The sequence below is a fragment of the Vibrio cionasavignyae genome (assembly GCF_050337155.1).
Lineage (GTDB): Bacteria > Pseudomonadota > Gammaproteobacteria > Enterobacterales > Vibrionaceae > Vibrio > Vibrio nomapromontoriensis.
On sequence record NZ_JAKJSR010000010.1, the window covers coordinates 288,362 to 310,814 of the forward strand.

At 44.1% G+C, this 22,453-nt stretch carries 19 protein-coding genes; 6 read left to right on the top strand and 13 right to left on the bottom strand.

From position 1 onward, the window contains the following. Positions 1-315: 315 nt before the first annotated feature. The 3 genes from L4D74_RS04575 to L4D74_RS04585 are packed head-to-tail and all read right to left on the bottom strand — an operon-like array spanning position 316 to position 4,537. Positions 316-1,431, bottom strand: coding sequence for a lipocalin-like domain-containing protein (locus tag L4D74_RS04575; RefSeq protein ID WP_428750954.1), 1,116 nt, complete (start codon positions 1,429-1,431; stop codon positions 316-318). Next, positions 1,432-3,885 (bottom strand): ABC transporter permease, encoded by a 2,454-nt coding sequence (locus L4D74_RS04580; RefSeq protein ID WP_428750955.1) that lies wholly within the window; start codon positions 3,883-3,885, stop codon positions 1,432-1,434. Then, complete coding sequence (locus L4D74_RS04585) at positions 3,866-4,537, bottom strand: ABC transporter ATP-binding protein (RefSeq protein ID WP_428750956.1); 672 nt, start codon at positions 4,535-4,537, stop codon at positions 3,866-3,868. Before L4D74_RS04585 ends, L4D74_RS04580 begins: the two co-directional genes overlap by 20 nt. Positions 4,538-4,802: 265 nt before the next feature. Between L4D74_RS04585 and L4D74_RS04590 the strand changes: the two genes are divergently transcribed. After that, positions 4,803-6,230, top strand: a complete 1,428-nt coding sequence (locus L4D74_RS04590; protein WP_428750957.1) for a DUF2867 domain-containing protein — start codon at positions 4,803-4,805, stop codon at positions 6,228-6,230. Positions 6,231-6,388: 158 nt separating this feature from the next. Here the strand turns inward: L4D74_RS04590 and L4D74_RS04595 are convergent, their stop codons facing one another. The 7 genes from L4D74_RS04595 to L4D74_RS04625 form a co-directional block, all read right to left on the bottom strand. Next, complete coding sequence (locus L4D74_RS04595; protein ID WP_428750958.1) at positions 6,389-7,447, bottom strand: hypothetical protein; 1,059 nt, start codon at positions 7,445-7,447, stop codon at positions 6,389-6,391. Between the two features lie 149 nt (positions 7,448-7,596). After that, positions 7,597-8,409 carry a PhzF family phenazine biosynthesis protein gene (locus L4D74_RS04600; RefSeq protein ID WP_428750959.1) on the bottom strand — a complete coding sequence of 271 codons (813 nt, stop codon included), beginning with the start codon at positions 8,407-8,409 and terminating at the stop codon, positions 7,597-7,599. 11 nt (positions 8,410-8,420) lie between these two features. Next, positions 8,421-9,095, bottom strand: coding sequence for a YoaK family protein (locus tag L4D74_RS04605; RefSeq protein ID WP_428750960.1), 675 nt, complete (start codon positions 9,093-9,095; stop codon positions 8,421-8,423). Positions 9,096-9,251: 156 nt separating this feature from the next. Next, on the bottom strand, positions 9,252-9,740 hold the full coding sequence (locus tag L4D74_RS04610) for a GNAT family N-acetyltransferase (RefSeq protein WP_428750961.1): 489 nt from the start codon (positions 9,738-9,740) through the stop codon (positions 9,252-9,254). 53 nt (positions 9,741-9,793) lie between these two features. Further along, the gene (locus L4D74_RS04615; protein ID WP_428750962.1) at positions 9,794-10,339 is read right to left on the bottom strand and encodes a GNAT family N-acetyltransferase; all 546 of its coding nucleotides are present in this window, start codon (positions 10,337-10,339) and stop codon (positions 9,794-9,796) included. A gap of 28 nt (positions 10,340-10,367) precedes the next feature. Further along, positions 10,368-11,057, bottom strand: a complete 690-nt coding sequence (locus L4D74_RS04620; protein WP_428750963.1) for a response regulator — start codon at positions 11,055-11,057, stop codon at positions 10,368-10,370. Then, entirely contained in the window at positions 11,054-12,673 is a 1,620-nt protein-coding gene (locus L4D74_RS04625; RefSeq protein ID WP_428750964.1) for an ATP-binding protein, read from the bottom strand. Before L4D74_RS04625 ends, L4D74_RS04620 begins: the two co-directional genes overlap by 4 nt. A gap of 529 nt (positions 12,674-13,202) precedes the next feature. Between L4D74_RS04625 and L4D74_RS04630 the strand changes: the two genes are divergently transcribed. From L4D74_RS04630 to L4D74_RS04650, 5 genes are all read left to right on the top strand, one after another. Beyond that, a complete protein-coding gene (locus tag L4D74_RS04630; protein WP_428750965.1) occupies positions 13,203-13,439 on the top strand; it encodes a cation transporter in 237 nt (78 codons plus the stop codon). 177 nt (positions 13,440-13,616) lie between these two features. Continuing rightward, positions 13,617-15,053 carry a TolC family protein gene (locus L4D74_RS04635; protein ID WP_428750966.1) on the top strand — a complete coding sequence of 479 codons (1,437 nt, stop codon included), beginning with the start codon at positions 13,617-13,619 and terminating at the stop codon, positions 15,051-15,053. Further along, on the top strand, positions 15,050-16,024 hold the full coding sequence (locus L4D74_RS04640) for an HlyD family secretion protein (RefSeq protein ID WP_428750967.1): 975 nt from the start codon (positions 15,050-15,052) through the stop codon (positions 16,022-16,024). The genes L4D74_RS04635 and L4D74_RS04640 overlap by 4 nt, the downstream gene beginning before the upstream one ends. 9 nt (positions 16,025-16,033) lie before the next feature. Beyond that, complete coding sequence (locus tag L4D74_RS04645; RefSeq protein WP_428750968.1) at positions 16,034-17,215, top strand: ABC transporter permease; 1,182 nt, start codon at positions 16,034-16,036, stop codon at positions 17,213-17,215. Continuing rightward, on the top strand, positions 17,212-18,351 hold the full coding sequence (locus L4D74_RS04650; RefSeq protein WP_428750969.1) for an ABC transporter permease: 1,140 nt from the start codon (positions 17,212-17,214) through the stop codon (positions 18,349-18,351). Before L4D74_RS04645 ends, L4D74_RS04650 begins: the two co-directional genes overlap by 4 nt. A 129-nt stretch (positions 18,352-18,480) precedes the next feature. On the opposite strand, the gene L4D74_RS04655 is transcribed toward L4D74_RS04650, so the two are convergent. From L4D74_RS04655 to L4D74_RS04665, 3 genes are all read right to left on the bottom strand, one after another. Beyond that, on the bottom strand, positions 18,481-19,974 hold the full coding sequence (locus tag L4D74_RS04655) for a hypothetical protein (RefSeq protein ID WP_428750970.1): 1,494 nt from the start codon (positions 19,972-19,974) through the stop codon (positions 18,481-18,483). 223 nt (positions 19,975-20,197) lie between these two features. Further along, on the bottom strand, positions 20,198-20,839 hold the full coding sequence (locus L4D74_RS04660) for an OmpA family protein (RefSeq protein ID WP_428750971.1): 642 nt from the start codon (positions 20,837-20,839) through the stop codon (positions 20,198-20,200). A gap of 61 nt (positions 20,840-20,900) precedes the next feature. Beyond that, entirely contained in the window at positions 20,901-22,451 is a 1,551-nt protein-coding gene (locus L4D74_RS04665) for a TadE/TadG family type IV pilus assembly protein (RefSeq protein WP_428751170.1), read from the bottom strand. Between the last annotated feature and the right edge of the window lie 2 nt (positions 22,452-22,453).

Consider the following 22,453-nt stretch of genomic DNA (forward strand, 5'->3'; position numbering starts at 1 on the left):
TTCGTTTTGTTTGAATAGTTAGATTCTATATCTAGTTAATTTACAGAAAAAATCGATTGTACGGAGGTTACTTGTAGGAATAACCGAATATTAACAGGAAACTATTCGAGATATCCATAAAATAATACTCCAACTATAGAATAGTATAGTGCAGAAAGATGCTAACGATAATAAACAGCCGCGTTGCTTGTGCGGCTGTCAATATCATCTTGATTTAGAAAATGCTGCAAAAAAGTTGCAAGAGAGAAAATGTTGCTGAGTAACAACATTTATAAAGGTGATTAGAAACGAAATACTGAGACAGAAGGCCCTCTTCTAATAGCCACTTAGTTGAATATAGCCAGAAACAATATGAGAACCTCTAGTACGGACTGGACCTTGCCATTGAGGAACAACAAAGTTAACCCAATTCACCTGTTTTCCAGCCTTGATGACAAGATTAATATCATGACTTGGTATACTGATCTTCCAATTTAAAGGTACACGAGCACCACCATTCAACTCGGTGAACTTAAGCGCTTTTAACGTAATCTCATCACTATCAATTGTAGTAACGTGTCCATCATCATCTATCACGCTTGCACTGACATAAGGCATATTGTCTTTATATCGGTATTGGCTGACCATAAGAACACGTTTCGCGGACAGTTTTACGATAAAATTGTCTTCACCAACGTAATTTCCACCAACAAGTTCACTGCCCCACTCTTTTGACAGCCAAGCACTACCCGTTACCTTCAAGCTCTTGCCATTGGGTAGCGAAATTTGTCCTGAAGTTTTAATAAACGGCGCTTCAATCACGTAAGATGCGCGCGGTAAAAGATCATGCTTGGAATGATAACCATCGTTACCAATAACCGCATACTGCCCATTACGTTCAAACTGTAAGTTAACGTTGAATTTTTCTGTTGAAATCTTTAAATTGCCAGGCATTGGATCGTTCGATAAAGACCGCCAAGACCAGTCATCAATCCACACCCTAAATGGTCGACTCACTCCCCCTGCTTGCCCTATACCACCACGAGCAATACGCTGATCAGTAAACATACCAAGATGGCTGGTCAATACAACGTTAGAGATATATATTTGTGGATCTTCCCAACCCGTTTTGACTCGATCATCGCTGGCGTAGCGGAAAAAACGCCACCTCATCCAATACGTTTGTCCGTGCTCATCGGTCAACTTAGTCACAAGTTGCCACCATTCATGCTGAAACTCGGGGTGAAAGCGAAAATCTTTAGGTAATGTCACAACACGATCAGGCAATACCGGTTCAAAGACTTTCTTGCCCGGCGAGCCAAATATCGTATTGATATGGGTTGTTTTTGAGCGAGTGATGCGCTGTTCATCCTCTTTAAGGATCGCAACAAATGACACCGCGACTACCACCACCAAGCAACATGAAAAAATGAGTTTCTGCAGTCGATTCATTTACAACGCATCTCTTAATGAGTGGATCGGTGAGTTCCTAATGAGTCTTAGCACCGGAATCGCGCCAGCGATCACTAGTGCCAGCATGCTCCACAAGCATGACGTTAAATATTGCCACGGTACAATTTGCAACTGCAAAGACCAACCAAAGGACTGTTTGATAACAATATCGACAATTAATTGCGCTAAGGCGACGCCCAGCGGCATCGCTATGGCAGCTGAAATCAGTCCAAACACCAGCAATTGCAAGCCTCCCATTAACACAAGCTCTCTTCCCGAAATACCAAAACAGCGTAATAACGACGTGTGCCGCTGCCGAGAGACTTCTCCTGCTATGGTAGAGAAGAAAATACCAAATACCGCTATCACCAATGTGATATTACCTAACGTATCTGCAATCGAAAAAGTACGATCAAAGGTTTGCATTGCTTCTTTGTGAATGGTCGTATTGTCATATATACGCTCAGAGTTCAACCTAAAGGTGCTCTGTAGTCGTCGCTGCACCAAAATCGATTGTTCTTTATCATTGAGCACCGCGCCAAGGGCAACATCACCCGATCCCGAGAAATGAGCGAGCCAACGATTTTGTGACATAAGCACTTGATGATATGGGTTGCCATAGTCGTAATACACACCGATGACTTGCCAATTGCGACCTAAGGGCTTACCTAAATTCAGGTAATCACCCGGTCTTAACCCTTGTTTAAGTGCCATCGACTCACTAATCATCACGCCTCGTGAGTGATGTAAATGATACCAGTAGTTTGGAATTGCAATTTTAACCGTCAGAGATTCCAACTCGCCAACAGAGTCTCCAGTACTCACTACTTGCATCATGCCATATTTACTAGGCATTTCTTCTTCCCAACGCCACCATACGCGGTCAACTTCTGGTTGACTCTCTAACCAGTGGCTCATACGACTCGCATTATTACTCGTTGGGTAAACATAGATATCCGCAGCTAAACGTTGCGTTAGCCACCGATCGGTGGTGTCACGGAAACTACCGACCATCGTTTCGACGCCCATATTGGCAGCGAGAGCCAGCATAAAGGCCATATTCGCAACACCACGGTAACTCATGCTGGCAGCCGCATCAGCAAAGAACCACCTTACCTTGACCCATTTCAAAGAAAATGACAGTCCCGTAAACACTTTCCAGATAATAAATGGCGTGATGAGTGCGACGCTGAGTAGCATCAATACAATAATAGCGTAGCCAGAGCTTTGAGATTTAGGTGCTTGATATATCGCAATCGCTGCTACACAAAAACCACACGCAACAAAGGCTTGCCATGTGAACTCAGCACCGGTAAAGCGCATTAAAGATAAGCGAGACGAAAGCCGAATTGGCTGCGATTTAAGCAAGCGAACTAAAGGCCAACCACAAGATATAACGGCACCAGCAAACGCCAACAAAAAGCTATAAATGCTCCATTGCCAACTCCACTCAATCGTTAACCCGATATTCGCATCATATAAATCACTTAGGCTTTGAGATACAGCTGGAATAAGTTGGTTGGCAAGCACCAAACCAAACACATTGCCACCTAACCAGCTTAAGAACACTAAACCTGCCAGCTCAAGACAAAGCGCCTGAGCTAATTGCCACCCAGATACACCTAACTGACGTAGGCTACCTACTAATGGCTGACGTTGCGCTAAAGACAACGACATCGCTTGGTAAAATATGAATAAACCCACAACAAAAGAGAGCATACTCATTGCGGTCAAATTGGTGTGGAAGGCTTTAGTTAATGCCTCTAGTTGCGATTGAGAGCTCCGAGAAAGCGTCATCCCATTGGGAATGCGCTTACGCAAGGCTTCGAGTTTTTCTGCCGACATTTCGCCACAAGCGATAACCGATAATCCCGAAGACTTTTTGAGACCTCTAAGGAGAGACATATCTGCCAGAATACGAGTTCCACGGATACCACTTTTCTTATCGATTTTAATAGGCCCTAGCAATACTCCCCCCTCTAAAGGGATAATATCACCAGCGACCCAGCCTTTAAGCTTGGCTAAGTCGGCACTCACGATCACCGTCGACGGTACTTTAATCAAGTCTTGCGATGCGATATCACTAATTGTGACCGAATTTTTTAATTGCAGTAACGCTATCGGATCAACACCAACAAGATTGAGCTCCAGTCCATCTTCTGACGTGACTTTGTGCATATCAAATGGCACACACTGCTTAAAACCCTCACGACGTAATTGAATATAAAAACCTTGAGGTATTTTCGTGTCAGCGTGTTTTGGCCTAATTCGATAGGGAACAGGATTGGCGAACAGTTTCTCACCGCTCGCATAGGCTTGCTTAGCATGGTGATTAATCGCCGTTACACCTACAAGAAGTGATACTCCGAGCGTTAACCCTAACCAAACTAATAATATTTGCAGTGGATGACGGCGATAATGCCCAAGTAGCGCCTTAACTACGGGCAACAACATGCAACTGCCCCCCTTGAAGGCGTATACACCCATCCATATGACTGGCCACTTTTTCACTGTGGGTGACGACCAACAAAGTACACTGTAATTGCTTGGTTAACGACGTCAAAAGTCGCATAACCGCTTCTGCGTTTCGTTCATCGAGACTACCCGTTGGCTCATCCGCAAGGAGAATTTTAGGCTCCATATAAAGCGCACGAGCAATCGCCGCTCGTTGTTGTTGACCACCAGAAACTTCTTCTGGATAACGCCCTAACAGCGCCATGAGGTCTAACGCAGATAAAATCTGACGCCATAATCCTCGGTCTTCCGGTAGGCCTTTAATCTGACGACAGAATCGGATGTTGTCTGCAACATTCAGTGTCGGAAGTAAATTGAATTGCTGGAATATGTGACCAATGTTATTTCGACGGTAAGCGGTGCGCATGCTTTCGCTAGAATCATGCATAGCGAAGTCTGGATACCAAATTTCACCCGAATCCACACGATCAATACCAGCAAGCAAATTCAGAAGTGTACTCTTGCCAGAACCACTCTCACCCATCAATGCTAATTGCTCACCTTGCGACAATGTTAACTCTGCACCTTGCAGTACAGGGTGAAATTCCCCACCGTCGATATAGCCTTTACTTAGGTCAGACAATTTAAGCATTAATACACTTCAATCACATACAAAATTGGAGTGTGAATCTACACTAAAAAGGCTTTTGTAGGAAGCCAATTTAGGCCGTTAAAGTCGAACTGTTCGCTTTTAACGACAAGATAAGAATGATATATCGTTTTTTATAAATTTCATATTATGAATAGTTTTCATAGGGCCTTTGAATAAAAGCTCTTTTAAGCAAACAAATAGCGCAGTAAAACACAAGAAACGTGTTAGATTTTATAGAGATAATATTGATTCAATGGAGTGATGAATGAAACGCATTTTGGTTCTTGGGGCTTCTGGTTACGTCGGATCACAATTAATTCCCAAGCTTCTTGAGCAAGGACACGAAGTCACCGCAGCGGCGCGTCAAATTGATTACCTCAAAGCGCGAGTCATGCCTCACTCTCAATTGAAATTTGAATACCTCGATTTATCCAATCGAGAAGCTACGCTCGCACTCATACCACATTTCGACATCGTCTTTTTCCTTGTCCATGGCATGGCTCATGGTCACGACTTTCTCGACTACGAGCTGACTCTTGCCCGCCATGTCAAAGAGGCACTCGATATCAGTGACGTTCAGCATGTTATTTACTTAAGTGCCATTCAACCACAAACCGGCAACTCCGAACATTTAGCAGCAAGAAAGGCGACTGGGGACTTACTTAGAACCAGCAAGGTTCCAGTGACTGAATTGAGAGCAGGCGTTATTATCGGACCGGGATCAGCCGCGTATGAAATTATGCGTGATTTTGTCTATAATCTGCCCGTCCTCATTGCCCCTAAATGGGTCGAATCCAAAGCTAACCCCATCGCTTTAGAGAATCTTAACTATTATCTCTTACAATTGATTGATGACGAAATACCGTCTAATGTCATCTATGAGGTCGGTGGACCGGACATTTTATCCTACCATCAACAATTTCAAATTATATGTGATAGTGTTGATAAGCCTCTCCGCCTTTGGGCAACCAGCCTACTCACCCCAAAACTTGCTTCGTATTGGCTAGGCGTTGTTACCTCAGTACCTTCAAATATAGGACGAGCATTACTCGCCGGATTAGAACACGATTTCATTGCAGATTCGGCTTCAATCCAAGAACGTTACCCTCAATCATTAATTTCTTATGCTGATGCTGTACAGTCCAGTGTTGAGCAAGAGGGTGACTTTGTCCTGAGCAATGTTTGGGGGTTCGACCCAAGCGCACTCACCCGCTGGCAAGCTGGATATGGTTACTACCCTAAAAAGACCGGTGCAACGTTAACCACCAGCAAATCCACTCAGGCACTATGGGATGTGGTTAAGAAAATCGGTAGCCCGGATGAAGGCTACTTTTTTGCCAATTTACTGTGGCGAACAAGGGAGTGGTTGGATATTTTCTTCGGCGGTGGCCGCCCTATTCGACGCACGCCAACAGGCCCACAGCTTCAGGTGGGTGATTTCATTGATTCATGGAAAGTCATTCGATGTGAGGAGCCTGGTTTTCTTTCTCTGCTATTTGGCATGAAGGGACCTGGTCTCGGCAGACTTGAATTCACGATTACCGACCTAGGTGACAAGCGGGAAATAAATATCACCGCATGGTGGCACCCCCAAGGGTTCCGCGGACTACTGTATTGGTTTGCTATGATGCCTGCGCATCTATTTATCTTCAAAGGCATGGTTCGCGCGGTGTGTAATAAAGCAAAAGACTGAGCCACACGTCGTATTATGCTCAATAGACTTTAAGCGTGTTACGCAAACTAATATATGGAACACGCCAGAGTCTCTTATCAGCAATGACTGAGGCTTCATCTACGCCGTTTACTGAGCACTTAAGGGAGTAACACCTCATTGCCGCGACAAAATATGACTCAACTGTTCTTTTTATCACCACTTGGTTTTTCACTTGTTAGACCAATACGGTAGACTTTCTCCGCTCGCGTCCCAAAGAACCAAAAGCTTATAGCTAAGATGGCAAAGAACACGGCTTTGTGTGTCCCTTCCCAAAAATACTCTATAAAACGAGTGTACAGATTGATGAAGATAAAAATCAAACCAAACCCTCTCGTCAGTTCATCATCATACTTTATGCCGTGATAGACAGAAGCAATAGACGCAACAAGTAGTAGCAGCGACCAATGAACCAAAGAGAATTGAGTGACATCACTCCATACCGACCAATCGGCATGGTTTCCAAATACGGACATCAGCCACATAGAGACAAAGAATACCGACATCCCTACCGCTCGTGTCGTAATGGCAAAGTCTTCCTTTGATTTCCAACGACGCAACACCCATGAGCTAGAAGTGATGAGTAGTACACCAAACAACACAAAACGTAGTGGGAAATTTAATCCAATAAAGTAGCCTAACTCGCTCGCCTGATGAGTTTCAAACCCAAACCAACAACCTAACGACAGTAACGCACATAGCCAAACAATAAGCGATGGAATCCAAAGCCCCAATAAGCCGTAAACAAGCGAAGCGACAAGTATTAACTTAGTAACGCTGTCCGTTTGAATCACCTGCCCCAGAAAATAAATCGACACTGCAGTACTGATTATCCCTAGTACAAATAGTGCTTCATTGCTAAACACTTTATCCGGAGAAAGCTTCTTACGACGGAGGCCAAATGCGTAAAATAGTGCTGAAATCAACGCGAAAAATCCACTTTTCGCAATATCAGGGGCCGTGAAGATCTCCTCAAAGAGCTTAATTAGCCATTCATCGAGCAGCACAGATAGCACTGATAACACAATACAAACAATCGCTATCCAGAATGAATATTTGGCGATCAACGACCAGTCTATTTTTACGATTTGATAGCTATCCTTCAGCTTATCCGAATCCTCTGGGGTAATAACGCCCTGCTCCAGCCATTGATCAATCGCGCCTTCTACAACACGACTTTCTCTTTTCGATAATTTCATTCTATCGCTCTTGTCTTGTCTCTGTTCTCTAACTAAGTATGGGTTCTAACTGAGTATGGGGTCTAACTGAATATAGATTAATGTGAGGCTTAGGGTTAATGTGCGACTTAGCGCGAACGATAAACCCCACCTTTTTTATTGGTGAGGCTTTAAATGTACAGCTCAGACTTGGAAAACAAAACAGCATCACCAGAAACGAGCACTCTTTCGCCAGAAAGCTCTGCGTACAATATGCCGCTTCGTTGCGATGCTTGAAAAGCTACCATTGACGTTTTCCCAAGTTGCTCGCCCCAATAAGGTATCAACCCCGCATGTATCGAGCCTGTCACTGGATCTTCGTCGCCACCACTCGCTGGCCAAAAATAACGAGACACAAAATCGCGCTGCGGATGTGCCGACGGCGCCGTGACGACAATATCATAGGGCGCCAGCTGCGCTAACACTGAGCTATCCGCTTCGATGTCAATGACATCCTCTTCGGATTCATAAACGGCAAAATACGCTTGCTCATTGCGTAAAACGCGAGTGGGAGTATGTGACAGCCCTTCAAGCAATGCTGGGGGGATGTCTGTGATGGGGGTAGGATTCTGATTGGGAAAGCTCATTTCAATTCGACCTGTCTTCAATAGCCTAACGGTAAGATCACCTACCTCATTAGTTGAAAACCGGATGGTATCCGCAGCCGAAATACCCTGTTCCATCGCTAAGTGATTATAGAGTATATAAGCCGATGCCAGTGTCGCATGACCACAAAAATCAATCTCCGTCAGTGGCGAAAACCACCGAATATAATAGTGATTGGCGGCAATCGGTGTTAGATACGCAGTTTCTGACAAATTATTCTCTATCGCGACGTTTTGCATCCACTGATCACTTGGAAACTCGTCTACCAGCATGATGGCAGCACTGTTACCTTTAAACATCTCAGACGTAAACGCGTCCACAATCCATTGTGTTTTCACTTGTTCATTCCTTAATTTGAGCGAGAAGTATAAGCAATTCGCTTTCTATATACGCGATAACCTAACGCCAAAATAATGCATAATACCGCTGGAGGCAACAGCGCATAAAACGCCAAGTGATTGAATAATAAAGCACCAACTAACCCACCACAGATAAAGCCTACTAATATGGTCACGAACAATTTAGCTTTGCGCTTATCAAACGCTTCGCCTCTTAGTGTTGAGCCTATCATGATCCCCAAATCAGTGACGATACCCGTCACGTGTGTCGTTCTCACCACGGCACCACTAAACGTCGTAGCAAGCGCATTTTGTAAACCACATGCGGCCGAAGCAAAGTAACTACCCGTTGGCGAGCCTGCCACTAAAAAGTAAGTCGCAGATAACAACAATGCACTTTCAATGCATAACAACCACTCATATTGACGCCCTAATTTCAAAGACACATTCGATATGAACCATCCAGAAATGGCCGAACCTAATAGGAAGCTCATAACAATACCAATCAAATGAGCGGAGCTCGCCCAATCATTAAATAATTGCGTTCCTAGTAATGTGGCCGTTCCTGATAAATGAGAAATAGCCTGATGCTGAAAGCCCAATAAGCCGACCGCATTCACCGTCCCTGCGAGCAATGATAAAATAAACGCTCCAGATTCAATCCAGCGCGGAAGTTTTGAAATCACACCAATTGCCTTATTTATTGCGTGTTAATCATGATTCGTTATTAGATAGGGACACCGACATAGTTGGGTACCGCTCCAATGTGCCGCCTCGCTGCTCCGTGATAACTCGTAACGGCTAACACGGCCGTGCAACAGCAGCGAGCATCATAGTCCTATTTATCCACGCTTCTTTGATTTAAAGCACATTATATGTTGAGGTCCTGCCTCGCCGCCAAGGTAAAGTTGTTCGGTATCCATAAACCCGGCCTTCACATACAGCGATCTTGCTAAGGCATTCTTACAATTCACCGTGAGATACAAATCTGAATGGTCTTTCCCTAACCACACCATGTACTGGTCTTGTATTTGTCGAATGGCACGTTTAGCAATGCCTTGCCCTTGATATTGCTGGTCAATCAGAAACGACCTAAGGCCAACTGACCCTTGCGGACAGAATAAATACCGATTGGCATAAGCACGGTCGAGTAGAAAAAAGCCCACGGGTTTTCCAGCTTGGCAGATCACCCATTGTGTTTCTTCACTCTTTTGACAGCTTTGGTCAATAATTTCATCAATGTCGCCGATGTAAGGGCGCTGCTCATCCTGTACAGACAACATTAAAACATCTTCAAGATTTTGTTCATTTAACGGTTCAATGGTTAACATACTTATTCATCACTCTTTTCCAACACGTTGAAGCAAAACCATTACTCCATGATTTAATTTTGGGTAAGGGACATTAGCCACAGATCCCAATACCGCCCCTCAATAAACCTGACATTTTTGACTACTTCGGTTCGCTCAAAGCCTAATTGCTGGTAACACTGAATAGCGGAGTGATTATGGGAAAATACTGACAGTGTAATGTCTGATACAGGATGGTTTACTTTAGCTACAGCTATCACTAGACGCAGCATCTCTGATGCTAGCCCTTGCCCCCGATAATCTGGTTGGATAAAGACTCGACAGATACGCTGTACATCTTTGGACGCTTGAAAAAGCTCCACAAAGCCGACAAAACAACCGTCCCGTTGACATAAAAAAGGTCGGCTCAAGCGATTTGAGAAATATTTATTGAGCTGGGTATGCGTCAAAGGGAAAGTAAATTGAAACCCGCCCCATTGATAATTGAGCCTTTCCGAGTCAATCCATTCGATTAACATCGCATAGTGTTCGGCAGTAAACGGGACTAACCGCATAGAATTCATGCTGTTGATCGCATTATTACTCATGCTACTACTGGTCTCTTCCAATGACTTTACCACATCCACCTCTTGCGCATTTACGAACCTTTTACTCACGGACTAGACGACGATAGCACCGCTCAGGTCGCCCAACAGAGCCATAATTAACATCGGCTTCTAACTCTCCGGTACTAATTAAAAATTCAAGATAGCGCCGTGCTGTTGTTCGGCTTGCTCCTATATTTTCCCCCGCTTCATCGGCGGTATATAAGCTGTGTTCAGTGAACAACATACGAATTTTTTCCAATGTAACACCATCAATACCTTTAGGAAGGTGCTTATCTGCCTTTGCTTCTCCGCTATGGCTCTGCATCATTTCATCAACGAGTGACTGATCAAGCCCGTCCACGTGATGAAGTTGTTTTGTTCGCTTCTGATATTTTTTTAACGCGGCTTCTAAACGAGGATACATAACGGGTTTGAGTAAGTAATCAATCACGCCACCGCGCATTGCTTGCTGTAAGGTTTCCACATCTCTCGCCGCAGTAATTAGAATAACATCACAGGCTTGGTTCACTGTCCTTAATCTGCCGAGAATATCAATACCCGTACCATCGGGTAGATAAACATCTAGCAGAACCAGTTCTGGTTCTAACAGCTCCAGCTGCATTTCGGCTTCCGAGCGTGATGTGGCAATCCCGACCACCTCAAACCCCCCCATTTTTTCTAGGTAGCGACGATGCAACTCCGCAATTTTCAGATCATCTTCTATGATCATTACACGTGTCATTGTACTCATGCCATTCCATCCTTTGGTACGTATACAGTGACTCGAGTCCCCATATCATTATTCGCTATCAGTTCAAGCTGTCCTTGATAGCGCTCCGTTAATTGCTTAACCAAAAATAAACCAACGCCGCGATTGCTTGCCGACTTACTCGACACCCCTCGTTGTGTTAATGAAGATACGTCAATATCACTAGGCAAACCACAGCCTCTATCCACAACTTCAAGGATAATTTCATTGCCATAGTCACTCACCGAGACTTCAATTGTCGAACGAAGTACCCGTTCGTTTGGCTGCTGCTTGATCGCTGACAGCGTCGCTTCGAAAGCGTTATCAATTAAATTACCTAAAATGGTCACAATATCATCCGCATTTAACTCCACAGGTAGCGGCTCTAAACGCGAATCAGGATCCACGACTAACGTTAAACCCAGTTCACGTGCGCGCTCCGTCTTTCCCAACAACATCCCCGCAATTAGCGGGTCGCGCATGGTCTCCCGCAAAAATTCAATCAGCGACTGATAGTGCGCGGTTTCCAAGCCGATCAGTTGTTGAACTGCATCCAACTCACCCATTTGTAGCATGCCATTAATCGTATTGAGCTTATTACGGTGCTCATGAGTTTGAGCGCGCAACATTTCTGCATAGGCTTGGGTTTGAGACAGCTGCGCCGTTAACTCACTAATTTCATCCCGCAGGCGAAAACTGGATACCGCTCCAACCACCTTACCATCGACAATGATTGGACTTCGATTCGCTACGATACGTTGATGATTCAAATACAACTCAATATCGTGATCCACTTCTTGGCTATTAATTAAACTATGTAAGTCCGAATTTGGCAGCACATCAACTAAGGGTTGATTGATAGTGTCTTGCTTGTTTAACTTTAAAATCTCGCAAGCACTGGTATTAATAGATCGTAAAACACCGTTAGAGTCAATACTGATGACCCCTTCTTTAATGGTACTCATGGTTACGTCAAGCTCACCATACAAGCGACCAATCTCTTCAGGCTCAAAGCCCAAAATCGCTTTTTGAAATCGCCGAGAGATATAATTCGATATCACGCCATTGACGACGAGTACCAACACCGCCATTCCTAACAAAAAGGCCAAATACGGCTCGATTCTATCTTGTAACCTATCGATTAAGTATCCAACGGAAACCACACCGATAATTTGACCATTGCTATCGAAAATGGCCGCTTTTCCCCGTACTGACTTTCCTAATGAACCTTCAGCAAATGAAACATAAGCCTGCCCATCGACCAGTGCTTTATCATTGTCTCCGCCTTTCATTGGCTTACCAATGCGCTCGTCAATAGGGTGGACGAGCCTGATACCTTGATGGTCACCAATTACGATAAAAGCTGCGCCAATCATCTCAGTCAGACCACGGAATCTCGCTTGCATTTTCGCCGTAGACTGTTCTTCAATCATGTTGATCACCGATGATGATTGCGCTAAAAACGTAGCTACCCCCTTCGCTTTAAATCCCATTTCCTGCTCTTGCGACTGCTTAATGTAACTAAAGCCAGCCAATGACAATACGACCAACTGAAGCAAGCCCGACAACGTCATAATAATGAGCAAGCGATGACGAAAGCTGAATTGATTCCATTTCATTGTCACTCTCCTTTGCTATTCTCACTGTAACAGCCGCGTAACATGAATACACTTAACTCATCTTTGTTATGTGACTCCCCTTTCGGCAAATCACGATGCAAGGTTTAATTATGATTCCGTCAAATAAACAAATAGTTACAAACTACTGCTGCCAAAAACCTTATTGCATATTATTCATAAAGAACACTGACTAAGATCACAGCCCTTTTAGGTTAATTTTAGAACTAATTAGCCCACATTTTGTATAGTAACTAGGCAGCCGTTAAACAAGACGCCACGAAAGTGAATAGTTAAGGTAGAAAAGAGAACAAGTACGAGGCCAGAATAACAATACGTAATACATGGCCTAACAAAACCCTACCGATCTTGTCACTTCATCGATAGGCCCAGATGCACGTTCACCGACCATTGTGATAGTAACTAAGGCTTATCAAATGACGAAAGCGGCTCGTCATACTGTAAAAAAATAACCTCTAAAAAAATAAAAAAATGAGGGCGTATAAGGACTCACGTTAGGAGGAACAAGGCTATGAAACGTGACTGTTTTGGAATTTGCCTCAATAGGGCTGTGCTGTCAAAAAATCGATCGTCAACGTTTACTCATGTTAGGGCTTACCAAAAACAAGATTGCCAACAACAAAGCATCGAGCACGAGCTGCTCGTCTCATTTGCTTCTCCGCAAATGTCGGGAAGTGAAGTGTTGAAGGCAATGCTTCAAGCAAAGGACTTAGTGTGGCGAGCAGGCTACGTATGCCCTTCCCCATAATAAAACACACCCAAATTGAAGAGGCTCATTGCGAGTCTCTTTGTATTTGCGCGATGCCAAAAAAAACAATCACTTAACTTCGCTGTTTATCCAAAAGCAACTACATTTATATTGTTGCACTGAACAATATTAGAGTTTAAACTCTAAATATTTTATTAACATCGGCTTGGAGCAAACATGAAGATTAAGTCCCTACCTCTGGTTGTGGGCGCATTGCTAAGCACCCTGTCTATCAATGCATGGAGCGCTGAGGTCTCTTTTGACGAGGCTTGGCAACTGCTTCAACAAAACAACAACTCGCTCGCCGCTCAGCGAGCCAATGTAGAGCGTTATGGGCACTTAAAAAGCGCTACGAACAGCCTTAACCTACCTAGCGTCACCATTGGCGCGAATTACACTCGTCTAGACAAAGACGTGACGGTATCAGGACACCAATTAGCTGATAGCCTAAGCGGTGTGCCTGACCTATCTGGTTTAGGCAACCTAGGTCCGGCATTTGGTCAGGTAGCGAGTGCATTAGGCGGCATCACGTCTACCATCGAGCACCAAGATATCTTCAGCTCTTCCATTCGAGCAATCTGGCCAATCTTTACTGGTGGGCGGATCACCGCGGCGCAAACGGCGGCAGAAGGCCGTCAAGAAGAGGCGGAAAGTCAGTTTGCGATGGAGGTGCAAGCGCGATACGAAGATCTGAGTAAATACTACTTCAGCGTGATTTTAGCTAAGGAAGTGGTTGAAACTCGCCTCGCCGCCGAACAAGGGCTGACGAAACATCGCGATTACGCCATTAAACTCGAACAGCAGGGCCAAATTGCTAGAGTAGAACGCTTACAAGCGGAGGCCTCACTCGATAAAGCCACCATCGAGAGAAAGAAGGCGCAACATAGCCTGAATATCGCCCAAGCAGCACTGACACAAATCTTAGGCCAAGTCGAAAAGGTTGAGCCGCGAGACGAACTCTTTATTAACCGCAACTTACCCCCTCTCGATGCGTTTGTTGACCAGACGTTAGACACCTATCCGGGCTTAGCGATCCTCGATGCTAAAGAAAAACAAGCTAGCAGTCTTATCAAAGCTGAGAACGGCAAATACTATCCTGAAGTATATGCTTACGGTGACTATAACCTTTATGAAGGGGATTCATTAGCCAATCAGATGACGCCAGACTGGTTAGTGGGTATTGGCGTCAGCGTACCACTACTTGAAAATACCGGTCGTAGTGAAAAGGTTAAAGCAGCAAACAGTGCTGTGAGCCAAGTTCAATTCCTAAAACGCCAAGCAAAACTAGACCTAAGCGTGTTAGTAGAAAAAACCTATTTAGAAGCCCAGCAAGCCCTCGACGAAGCGGTTGGACTAAATTCAAGCCTATCATTAGCAAAAGAGAATCTATTGCTAAGACAAAAGGCGTTTGCTCAAGGTTTAGGTCGCTCCATTGATGTCGTCGATGCCGAGCTTTATGTTGCGAGCATTAAAACACAACAAGCCGCCGCAAGTTTCCAGTACCTACTCTCTCTCAACAAATTACTTGCGCTATCCAATGAAATGAACAGCTTTAACCAATATAAATATAACTCTATTAATCCTGCAAAAATCACTAGTAAGGACGTATCATGAACAAGGTTAAACCAACACTCGCGACACTAGGCGCGCTCGTTATTGCAGGTTGGGTCGGTTATAAGTTTTTTGACGCCTATCAAACGCCACCCTTTCGTCTTCAAGGACAAATTGAATCTCAGCAATACAGCATTTCCTCTAAGGTACCTGGCAGAATCGATCAAGTCATGGTTCGCAAAGGCGATGAAATTAAGGAAGGACAGCTGGTCTTTACCCTTCATAGCCCAGAAATCGACGCCAAGCTAGAACAAGCTGTTGCAGGTGAAAAAGCCGCTGGAGCGCTCGCGCAAGAGGCCAACAACGGTGCTCGCCAACAACAAATCAGAGCTGCTGAAGATCAATGGCGTAAAGCTCGCGCTGCCTCCCAACTTATGGAGAAAACCTATCTGCGTGTCAATAATCTATACAAGGATGGTGTCGTTGCAGAGCAAAAACGTGATGAAGCCAAAACACAATGGCAAGCCGCTAAATACACTGAAAGTGCCGCTTATCAAATGTTTGAAATGGCAAAAGAAGGCGCGCGTAAGGAAACTAAAGTTGCGGCAGCTGAAAAAGTTCGCATGGCAGCAGGCGCAGTAGCCGAAGTTGAAGCCTATGCCGCAGATACTAAGATTCACTCTTGGTTTGATGGCGAAGTTTCTCAAGTACTGCTTCATAGTGGCGAGCTCGCTCCGCAAGGTTTTCCGGTTGTGACCGTTGTCGATACCAAAGATTCATGGGCGGTTTTAAATGTTCGTGAAGATCTACTACAACATTTCGAAAAAGGGGCTGAATTTACCGCATACGTGCCAGCTTTAGATACCGACGTCACATTCAAAGTTAATCACGTGGCCGTGATGGGCGATTTCGCCACTTGGCGCTCAACGGACGCCACTCAAGGTTTTGATTTACGTACTTTCGAAGTAGAAGCTCGCCCTCTGGATCATAAAGATAAGTTACGTATGGGCATGAGCCTAGCCGTTGAGATGTAAGGGCTGAGTATGAACCAGCGTTCTAACACTGTATCGTCCATCTCCCCAGATGGGCGGCACTACAATCAATGGCATATACTCCGCCATGATAAATGGCTGCTTTCATGCCTGACTTGGGTCCCTGTTGCCTTGTGCTTTTCCATCTATTGGATATTTTCTCAAGGCATCGCCAATAATTTACCAGTCGGTGTTGTCGATCTCAGCAAAAGCACCCTATCGCAGAAGCTGATCCGTAATTACGATGCGACCTCAATGTTGAGTATTGATCATCAATATGACGATATTCAACAAGCTAAATCTGCACTGATTGACGGCGATATCTACGCAATCTTGTATGTACCCACCAACTTTGATAAAACCATTACAAAGTCACTTACCCCGCAAGTGACGCTGTTTTATAACAGTCAATACCTACTCGTTGGACGTTTAATTAATTCGGCTGCATTGCAGGCTCAAGGCACCTTTAATGCGCAAGTCGGTGTGGTTAAAGCTCTGTCAAAAGGCAACACAACAGGCTTGGCTGCGATGGGGAATGCCGTCACGGTAAGAACTCAAATAACTCCCCTATTTAATAAAGGAACCAACTACGCCCAATTTCTTGTATCCGCCATTGTTCCTGCTATTTGGCAAATCGCTATCGTTTCATTTACGGTATTAGTACTCAGTGCAAATTATCGTATTTCTGGATTAAGGTCGTGGTTTGGAGGCACATCAATTGTGAATCACCTAGGCCGTACACTGTTTCCTTATTTTTTGTGGTTTTTATTGCAGGGTTCATTTTTCCTAATTTGGTTCTACGACATCATTGGTTGGCCGATGGAAGGAAGTTGGCTGGTACTGTTTTTTGCACAAGTCATCACGACGTTAGCCTGTATGATCATGGCTTGTTTCTTTTTCTTCCTTACCTGTGATGCGGCAAGAGCAATGAGCTTCGCGGGTGCATTTACTGCGCCGAGCTTCGCATTTATGGGGATCACCTTTCCGGCGGCAGATATGACAACCCTTGCAACGGCTTGGCGAGAACTGCTGCCAATCAGTCATTACATTGAGGTTCAAGTGAGCCAAGCAAGTTACGGCGTCACAGCCATTCAATCTCTTGCGCACCTCACACCTATGGTGGGTTATGTCATTCCACTAATGCTGACCGTCGTACTGATCAAACAACATATGAATAAGGAGTCACAGGTATGACGCTACTCGAACATATTAAACTCGAGCTAAAAGCGATTCTCACCAACCCTGTGGTCACTCTCACGGTATTCGGTGGTGTCATCTTTTACTCATTTCTTTATCCCCTTCCATACACTACACAGATCCCGCGTGAGTTGCCGATTGCCGTCGTAAACCTCGATAGAAGCCAAACCAGCTATCAACTCGAACGCATGGTCGATGCAACACCAAACGTAACGGTGATAAGCCGACTGAGCGCTATTGCAGATGCTAAACAGTGGTTTGAAGAAGGGAAAATTACTGGGTTTATTGTTATCCCTGAACACTTTTACAAAGATCTCATGATGGGAAAAAGTCCGGTACTTTCCTACGCAGGTGATGCCGCACTATTTCTGGTATACGGAACCGTGGTTGAAGGGCTTGCTCAGGCTGGAGGCACGCTCGCAGCTAAAGCAAAAGTGTCTAAGCTATTGATTGATGGCGTACCGCTCGAACTGGCAGCTAAGCAATATGCGGCTACTGTGCTAAATGCGAAGCCGACGTTCAACCCGCACATGGGGTATATCGACTACGTTGTACCCGCCGTCTTTGTGCTAATTCTTCAACAAACCCTAGCGATGGCATCGGGGTTAATCGGAGGCACTCAAAGGCAAGGGAGTGGCTACTGGCAAACACAATCGCCCTTCAAGGTGATAGCAGTACGCACAGGGATTTTATTGGGTTTCTACTACATACTCGGCATGTTTTATTTCGGTGCCAGTTTTGATATGTATGGCATCAGTAAACTCGCCCACCCTAGCGAAATGCTCACCTTAATGTTGCCGTTTTTTCTCACTGCATGCTTTATTGGTATTCTGGTTGGGGCAATCACGCCTAGACGAGAGCTAGTGACGGTATTGATTCTACTTAGCTCAATGCCATTGATTTTTTCTGCTGGGTTTATTTGGCCAAGCGAAATGCTACCTGCGCCAATGCAATGGTTTGCCGCCATATTCCCAACCGAACCGGCAATTAGCGGATTTTTAAAGCTAAATCAGATGGGTGCCGATTGGTCACAAGTGTCAGCGCAATGGAGTCAATTGTGGCTACAAGCTGCTGTTTGGGGTGGGTTAGCGTATTGGAGCTTTTCCAGAAATCGTACGAGTAACACTGATTAAGTTCATCGCAAAATAGTGCCCACAAAAAAAAGCCAATGGCACATACCATTGGCTTTATTCGACTAGTCGAGCAGTAAACACATCATTGAAAATAACGGGATAATGCTAAGCGTTCGATCATGCTGGGTCTTACCAATTTTCAGTCATGTTCATCATGCAAACAAACTTATTTTTAGTAATTTTCTTCGTTGCGTTTTCATCAAGAGTGGATGAGAAAACCTTGCCTGATGACAACCAGTAGTTACCAATTCCCAGTTTATTGCCGTTTAACAGATATTGATACGCGGTGCGCGAAGCCAATTTAGAAGACAGCTTATCAGCACAGTACCTTGCCGCATCTGACTTTGTTAAATACACCGCTTTACTGCCATTATTGGAATACTCGATAGGCAACAGATATTGATAAGCGTCGTCTTTATGAATAACGGTATTCGTAAAACGCTTTCCTACCAATGCGTCCGCCTCTTGCGCTTTTTCTGGCGTACTCTTGGCGTAACCATCTAAGATTTGTTTCGTCAACGCGGGAGCAGACGATGCTGATTTATCAGTATTAGTTTTAACGGTTTTCTTAGCCGTAGCATCCGATTTCACTGGGCTTGGCGTCGACTTAGTTTTCACACTTGAAAAGGGGAAGAAATAATCACCTTCGTTTTTGAGACTAAGCTTTAAAGACTGTGTTTTTGAGTCATTCACCGCTCTTACGTTATACACACCTACGTAGTTACCTGCGATATCTACTTTATCGCCAGCCCCTACTTTTTGATCATTAATATAGAAAACGGTGTTGTTTGAATTGGAGCGGAAAACAAACCTCACTTTTTCAAGCCCTAGCGCCTTTCGTAGTTCCAGTTCGGTATTTGAGTCGAACTCATTTTTATAGCTTGCTTGAGCGGTGTATGTCAGGTCACCATTCATTTTTTGTGTGGCATCAACGATATTAAAAGACGTAATATTGACTCTTTCTAGACCGCCTTTTTCCAGCATGAATGTGCGTTTCATCGTGTTCATGTTACGATTAACACACGCCGACATACTTTCGCTAGAATCACACTCTAGACTGCCAACAAAAGTCTCTTGATTCACTTTACGTGACTCTACAATATAACGAGATTTAACTTGCTTATATAACGCAAGCAACTCTTCATTTTTAGTACGATCTAGCCCTTTAATCACCGCTTCACTTTTTGAGATCGCAACTTTCTTTTCTGACAACTGCTTTTCTTTGTCGACCAGTTCTGTTTTGAGTTTACCGACGTTCATTGCTAAATCACGCAATGTTTGCGACAAAGACTCATCATATTCACCGTCAACCAATTTCTTTTCCATTGAAGCTGAATCAACTTTGATGTTTTCGATATTGTTAACGAGATTAATCTTAATAGACTCAATATTTGAAAAAAGCTGAGTATACGTTTCGGTACTCTCTTCAAGTCCGGTTTGTAGATAACCGTTGTCATAATCGCTGCTGATTTTTTCTAACTGCGTTTTTTCATCAGCATTCATGACTTCCAATGCATTAGCGACACCACTAACACTTAGACTTGCTAATGCGATCAACTTAACCGTTTTAGAATTAAAAACTCGGTGGGGAAAATTCACGACAACCTCATCTGACTTAAACATTGACTGGGTCGTCGCACGCAAAAAGTGCTTAACTAACAACCAGTCATTAATATTCCTTATATTTTGACTATCATATCAGCCCATTTCTAGATTGTCTTTACAACGTGTAATAGAACTGTGAGCTTTAGTGACCCACAGTCCATTTATCTACGCGTATTAAATACTATTTTGCGAAGTAAAACGTATTATTGCGCGCAACGTCTTACATTCCATTATAGGGTTATTATTCACTCAAGAGAATATCAACTCTTCGGTTGCTTGCTCTGCCTTGCGAGGTTGAATTCGTCGCAATAGGCTTTAGTTCACCAAATGACGTCATCACGACCTTCTCTCGCTCAACGCCTTGGAAAAACAACACTTCAGCCGTATTCACCGCACGCTCTAAGCCGAGCCCTTGGTTATATTGTTCCGTGCCCATACTATCGGTATGACCCTCTACCTGAAGGGCAACCTTTTGCTTAGCAAGATCTTGCGCAACACGGTTAAGAGATTGTCTCGCAATTGGCGATAAGTGAGCGTTATCAAAACCAAACTGCAAGCGAGCGACGTGTTTATTATCGCCTCCCCCCACACCTTGCGCCCCTTTATTACTAATATAGGTCTGGCAGTGGCTGCTACTGAGCTGAGCATGACTTGCGGCCAATAGAGCTTGCTTTAGCTCATTGTCGTTAGAAACCTGCTCAATTTGCAAAAATCCCGCATGATGCTGCCCTATCCCTATCACGTTGCCAATTTCTGTGGTGTAGCGAATTTCACCATTCGAGTCACTACAATACTCCATGACGCTGGATTCTACAGAATGTACTGTGCTGGTAAAACCAAGCATCAGCATAGGGACGAGAAAATGAAAACGATGTGGTAGCATGCTTTGCCTTAATATTGTCATGTTTAATTTTAATCAATTATTGCTTTAATCGAAAACGGGCTTAATAGAGCTTCGTCGTACCGCTAGTCCGGGAACCCTTGCGTATTAACTCTTCAATTTTTTCAATTAATTCATCTAAGTTAGATACATCTATAATGTCTTCATCAGGGTTTACTACGCACCGACGAAACTCAGTAACATTTGAAGAGGTGAAGCCGATCCCAATCACACCTATATACAAGCCTGGTATTTTTTCGCGCGCATCATCACACATTCCGTTAGAAACAAGCCCGTTGAGAATGCCATTGTTGGGGCTTTCTTCACCATCACTTAAAATTAACAGCATTTTAATTTTATTGTCGTAGCTCTCTTGTTCATCTTTATCGCTACTATTGGGGTTTCCTTCAGAGATCTTTTGAATCCCCCTCAAAATACCTTGAAATGATGCCGTATTCCCACCAGCTCTCATGCCATTGATATCCGCTATATCACTAGTCTTGTTTGTTAAGCTAATCGTTGAGAACTGATCACGTGAAGTACTACCATAGCCTCGATACAATTTATTATTGTCGACTCGATATTTTGACAAGTTGCCTGGAAACTGATTGTTGAACATTTGTTCAACGCTAAAGCTTAGATCCACATAATCTTTATTATCGACAAAGAACGTTTGTTTAGAATACGTATACTGATTGATACCGAGAACTTTAGTTAAACGTTTTGCTTGCGCCGATTCTTCTGCCGTTTTATTCGGGCATTTGTTCCTATTTTGGCTACATCGATAGATATTTTTTGGCCTCACGGTGCGCCATGCATTCCAATCAACCTCTTCGTAACTTCTTTCTGGATTCACCAATCTAAAGCCAGTTTTATAACGAAGTTGACTAACCGCATATACGTTACGGTCAGAACCTATCTCACGCGTTCGAACATTATAAGGGACTATACCAATACGATTTAGCAATTTATCGGCTAACTCACTCTGGTCACTATCTTTACAAACCTCTTTACCTTGCCAACGGTCATACTCTATGTTTTGGCATAACAATTTGTTGGATACTGTCATCACCGCTTCTTTCAGAGCATCTATTTTGTAGTTTCCTCCCCACCAGTTATTCATTGAACCGGAAAAATCGGATACGAACACTATATCTATATTGTTATCACCTAAATAAGCCGGATACTTCTTCGCGACTGATTTACCGGTAAGATCTTGTGTTTCACTGAATGAAGGGATAAACGTACTCGAAAACCAAGAGTCATGCGTGGTTTTTACGTCGACCGTATATTGTATAAACTCCAGCGTATCGGTATCGGGTATTGCCTCTTGATGCTTTCTTTTCGCCGTCACCTGCGAAGATTTAATGTCGCGAACATAAGCGTTGACATACTTAGTCGCAAACGCATTCGCACTGCCTTCTTGGTCGGCCATTGTCACCGCAATGGCCGCGGCTTCTGCCGCGTCACCCAAGCGACTTTTTTCCTGCACATATCGGGTGCCTTCTACTGCCCAAAACGTGAAGCCCATAATGGGAACCAATGACAGCCCCATCCAAATTGCCGCAACACCACCTTGCTTCTTGATGCTACATTGTCCACGAGATCGTCTCATCA

Coding starts and splice junctions, on each gene's coding strand:
- L4D74_RS04645 (WP_428750968.1), top strand. CDS start 16,034: ATGAACCAGCGTTCTAACACTGTATCGTCCATCTCCCCAGATGGGCGG.
- L4D74_RS04660 (WP_428750971.1), bottom strand. CDS start 20,839: ATGCTACCACATCGTTTTCATTTTCTCGTCCCTATGCTGATGCTTGGT.
- L4D74_RS04640 (WP_428750967.1), top strand. CDS start 15,050: ATGAACAAGGTTAAACCAACACTCGCGACACTAGGCGCGCTCGTTATT.
- L4D74_RS04635 (WP_428750966.1), top strand. CDS start 13,617: ATGAAGATTAAGTCCCTACCTCTGGTTGTGGGCGCATTGCTAAGCACC.
- L4D74_RS04650 (WP_428750969.1), top strand. CDS start 17,212: ATGACGCTACTCGAACATATTAAACTCGAGCTAAAAGCGATTCTCACC.
- L4D74_RS04655 (WP_428750970.1), bottom strand. CDS start 19,974: ATGTTTAAGTCAGATGAGGTTGTCGTGAATTTTCCCCACCGAGTTTTT.
- L4D74_RS04610 (WP_428750961.1), bottom strand. CDS start 9,740: ATGTTAACCATTGAACCGTTAAATGAACAAAATCTTGAAGATGTTTTA.
- L4D74_RS04620 (WP_428750963.1), bottom strand. CDS start 11,057: ATGAGTACAATGACACGTGTAATGATCATAGAAGATGATCTGAAAATT.
- L4D74_RS04575 (WP_428750954.1), bottom strand. CDS start 1,431: ATGAATCGACTGCAGAAACTCATTTTTTCATGTTGCTTGGTGGTGGTA.
- L4D74_RS04590 (WP_428750957.1), top strand. CDS start 4,803: ATGAAACGCATTTTGGTTCTTGGGGCTTCTGGTTACGTCGGATCACAA.
- L4D74_RS04630 (WP_428750965.1), top strand. CDS start 13,203: ATGAAACGTGACTGTTTTGGAATTTGCCTCAATAGGGCTGTGCTGTCA.
- L4D74_RS04580 (WP_428750955.1), bottom strand. CDS start 3,885: ATGTTGTTGCCCGTAGTTAAGGCGCTACTTGGGCATTATCGCCGTCAT.
- L4D74_RS04625 (WP_428750964.1), bottom strand. CDS start 12,673: ATGAAATGGAATCAATTCAGCTTTCGTCATCGCTTGCTCATTATTATG.
- L4D74_RS04665 (WP_428751170.1), bottom strand. CDS start 22,451: ATGAGACGATCTCGTGGACAATGTAGCATCAAGAAGCAAGGTGGTGTT.
- L4D74_RS04585 (WP_428750956.1), bottom strand. CDS start 4,537: ATGCTTAAATTGTCTGACCTAAGTAAAGGCTATATCGACGGTGGGGAA.
- L4D74_RS04595 (WP_428750958.1), bottom strand. CDS start 7,447: ATGAAATTATCGAAAAGAGAAAGTCGTGTTGTAGAAGGCGCGATTGAT.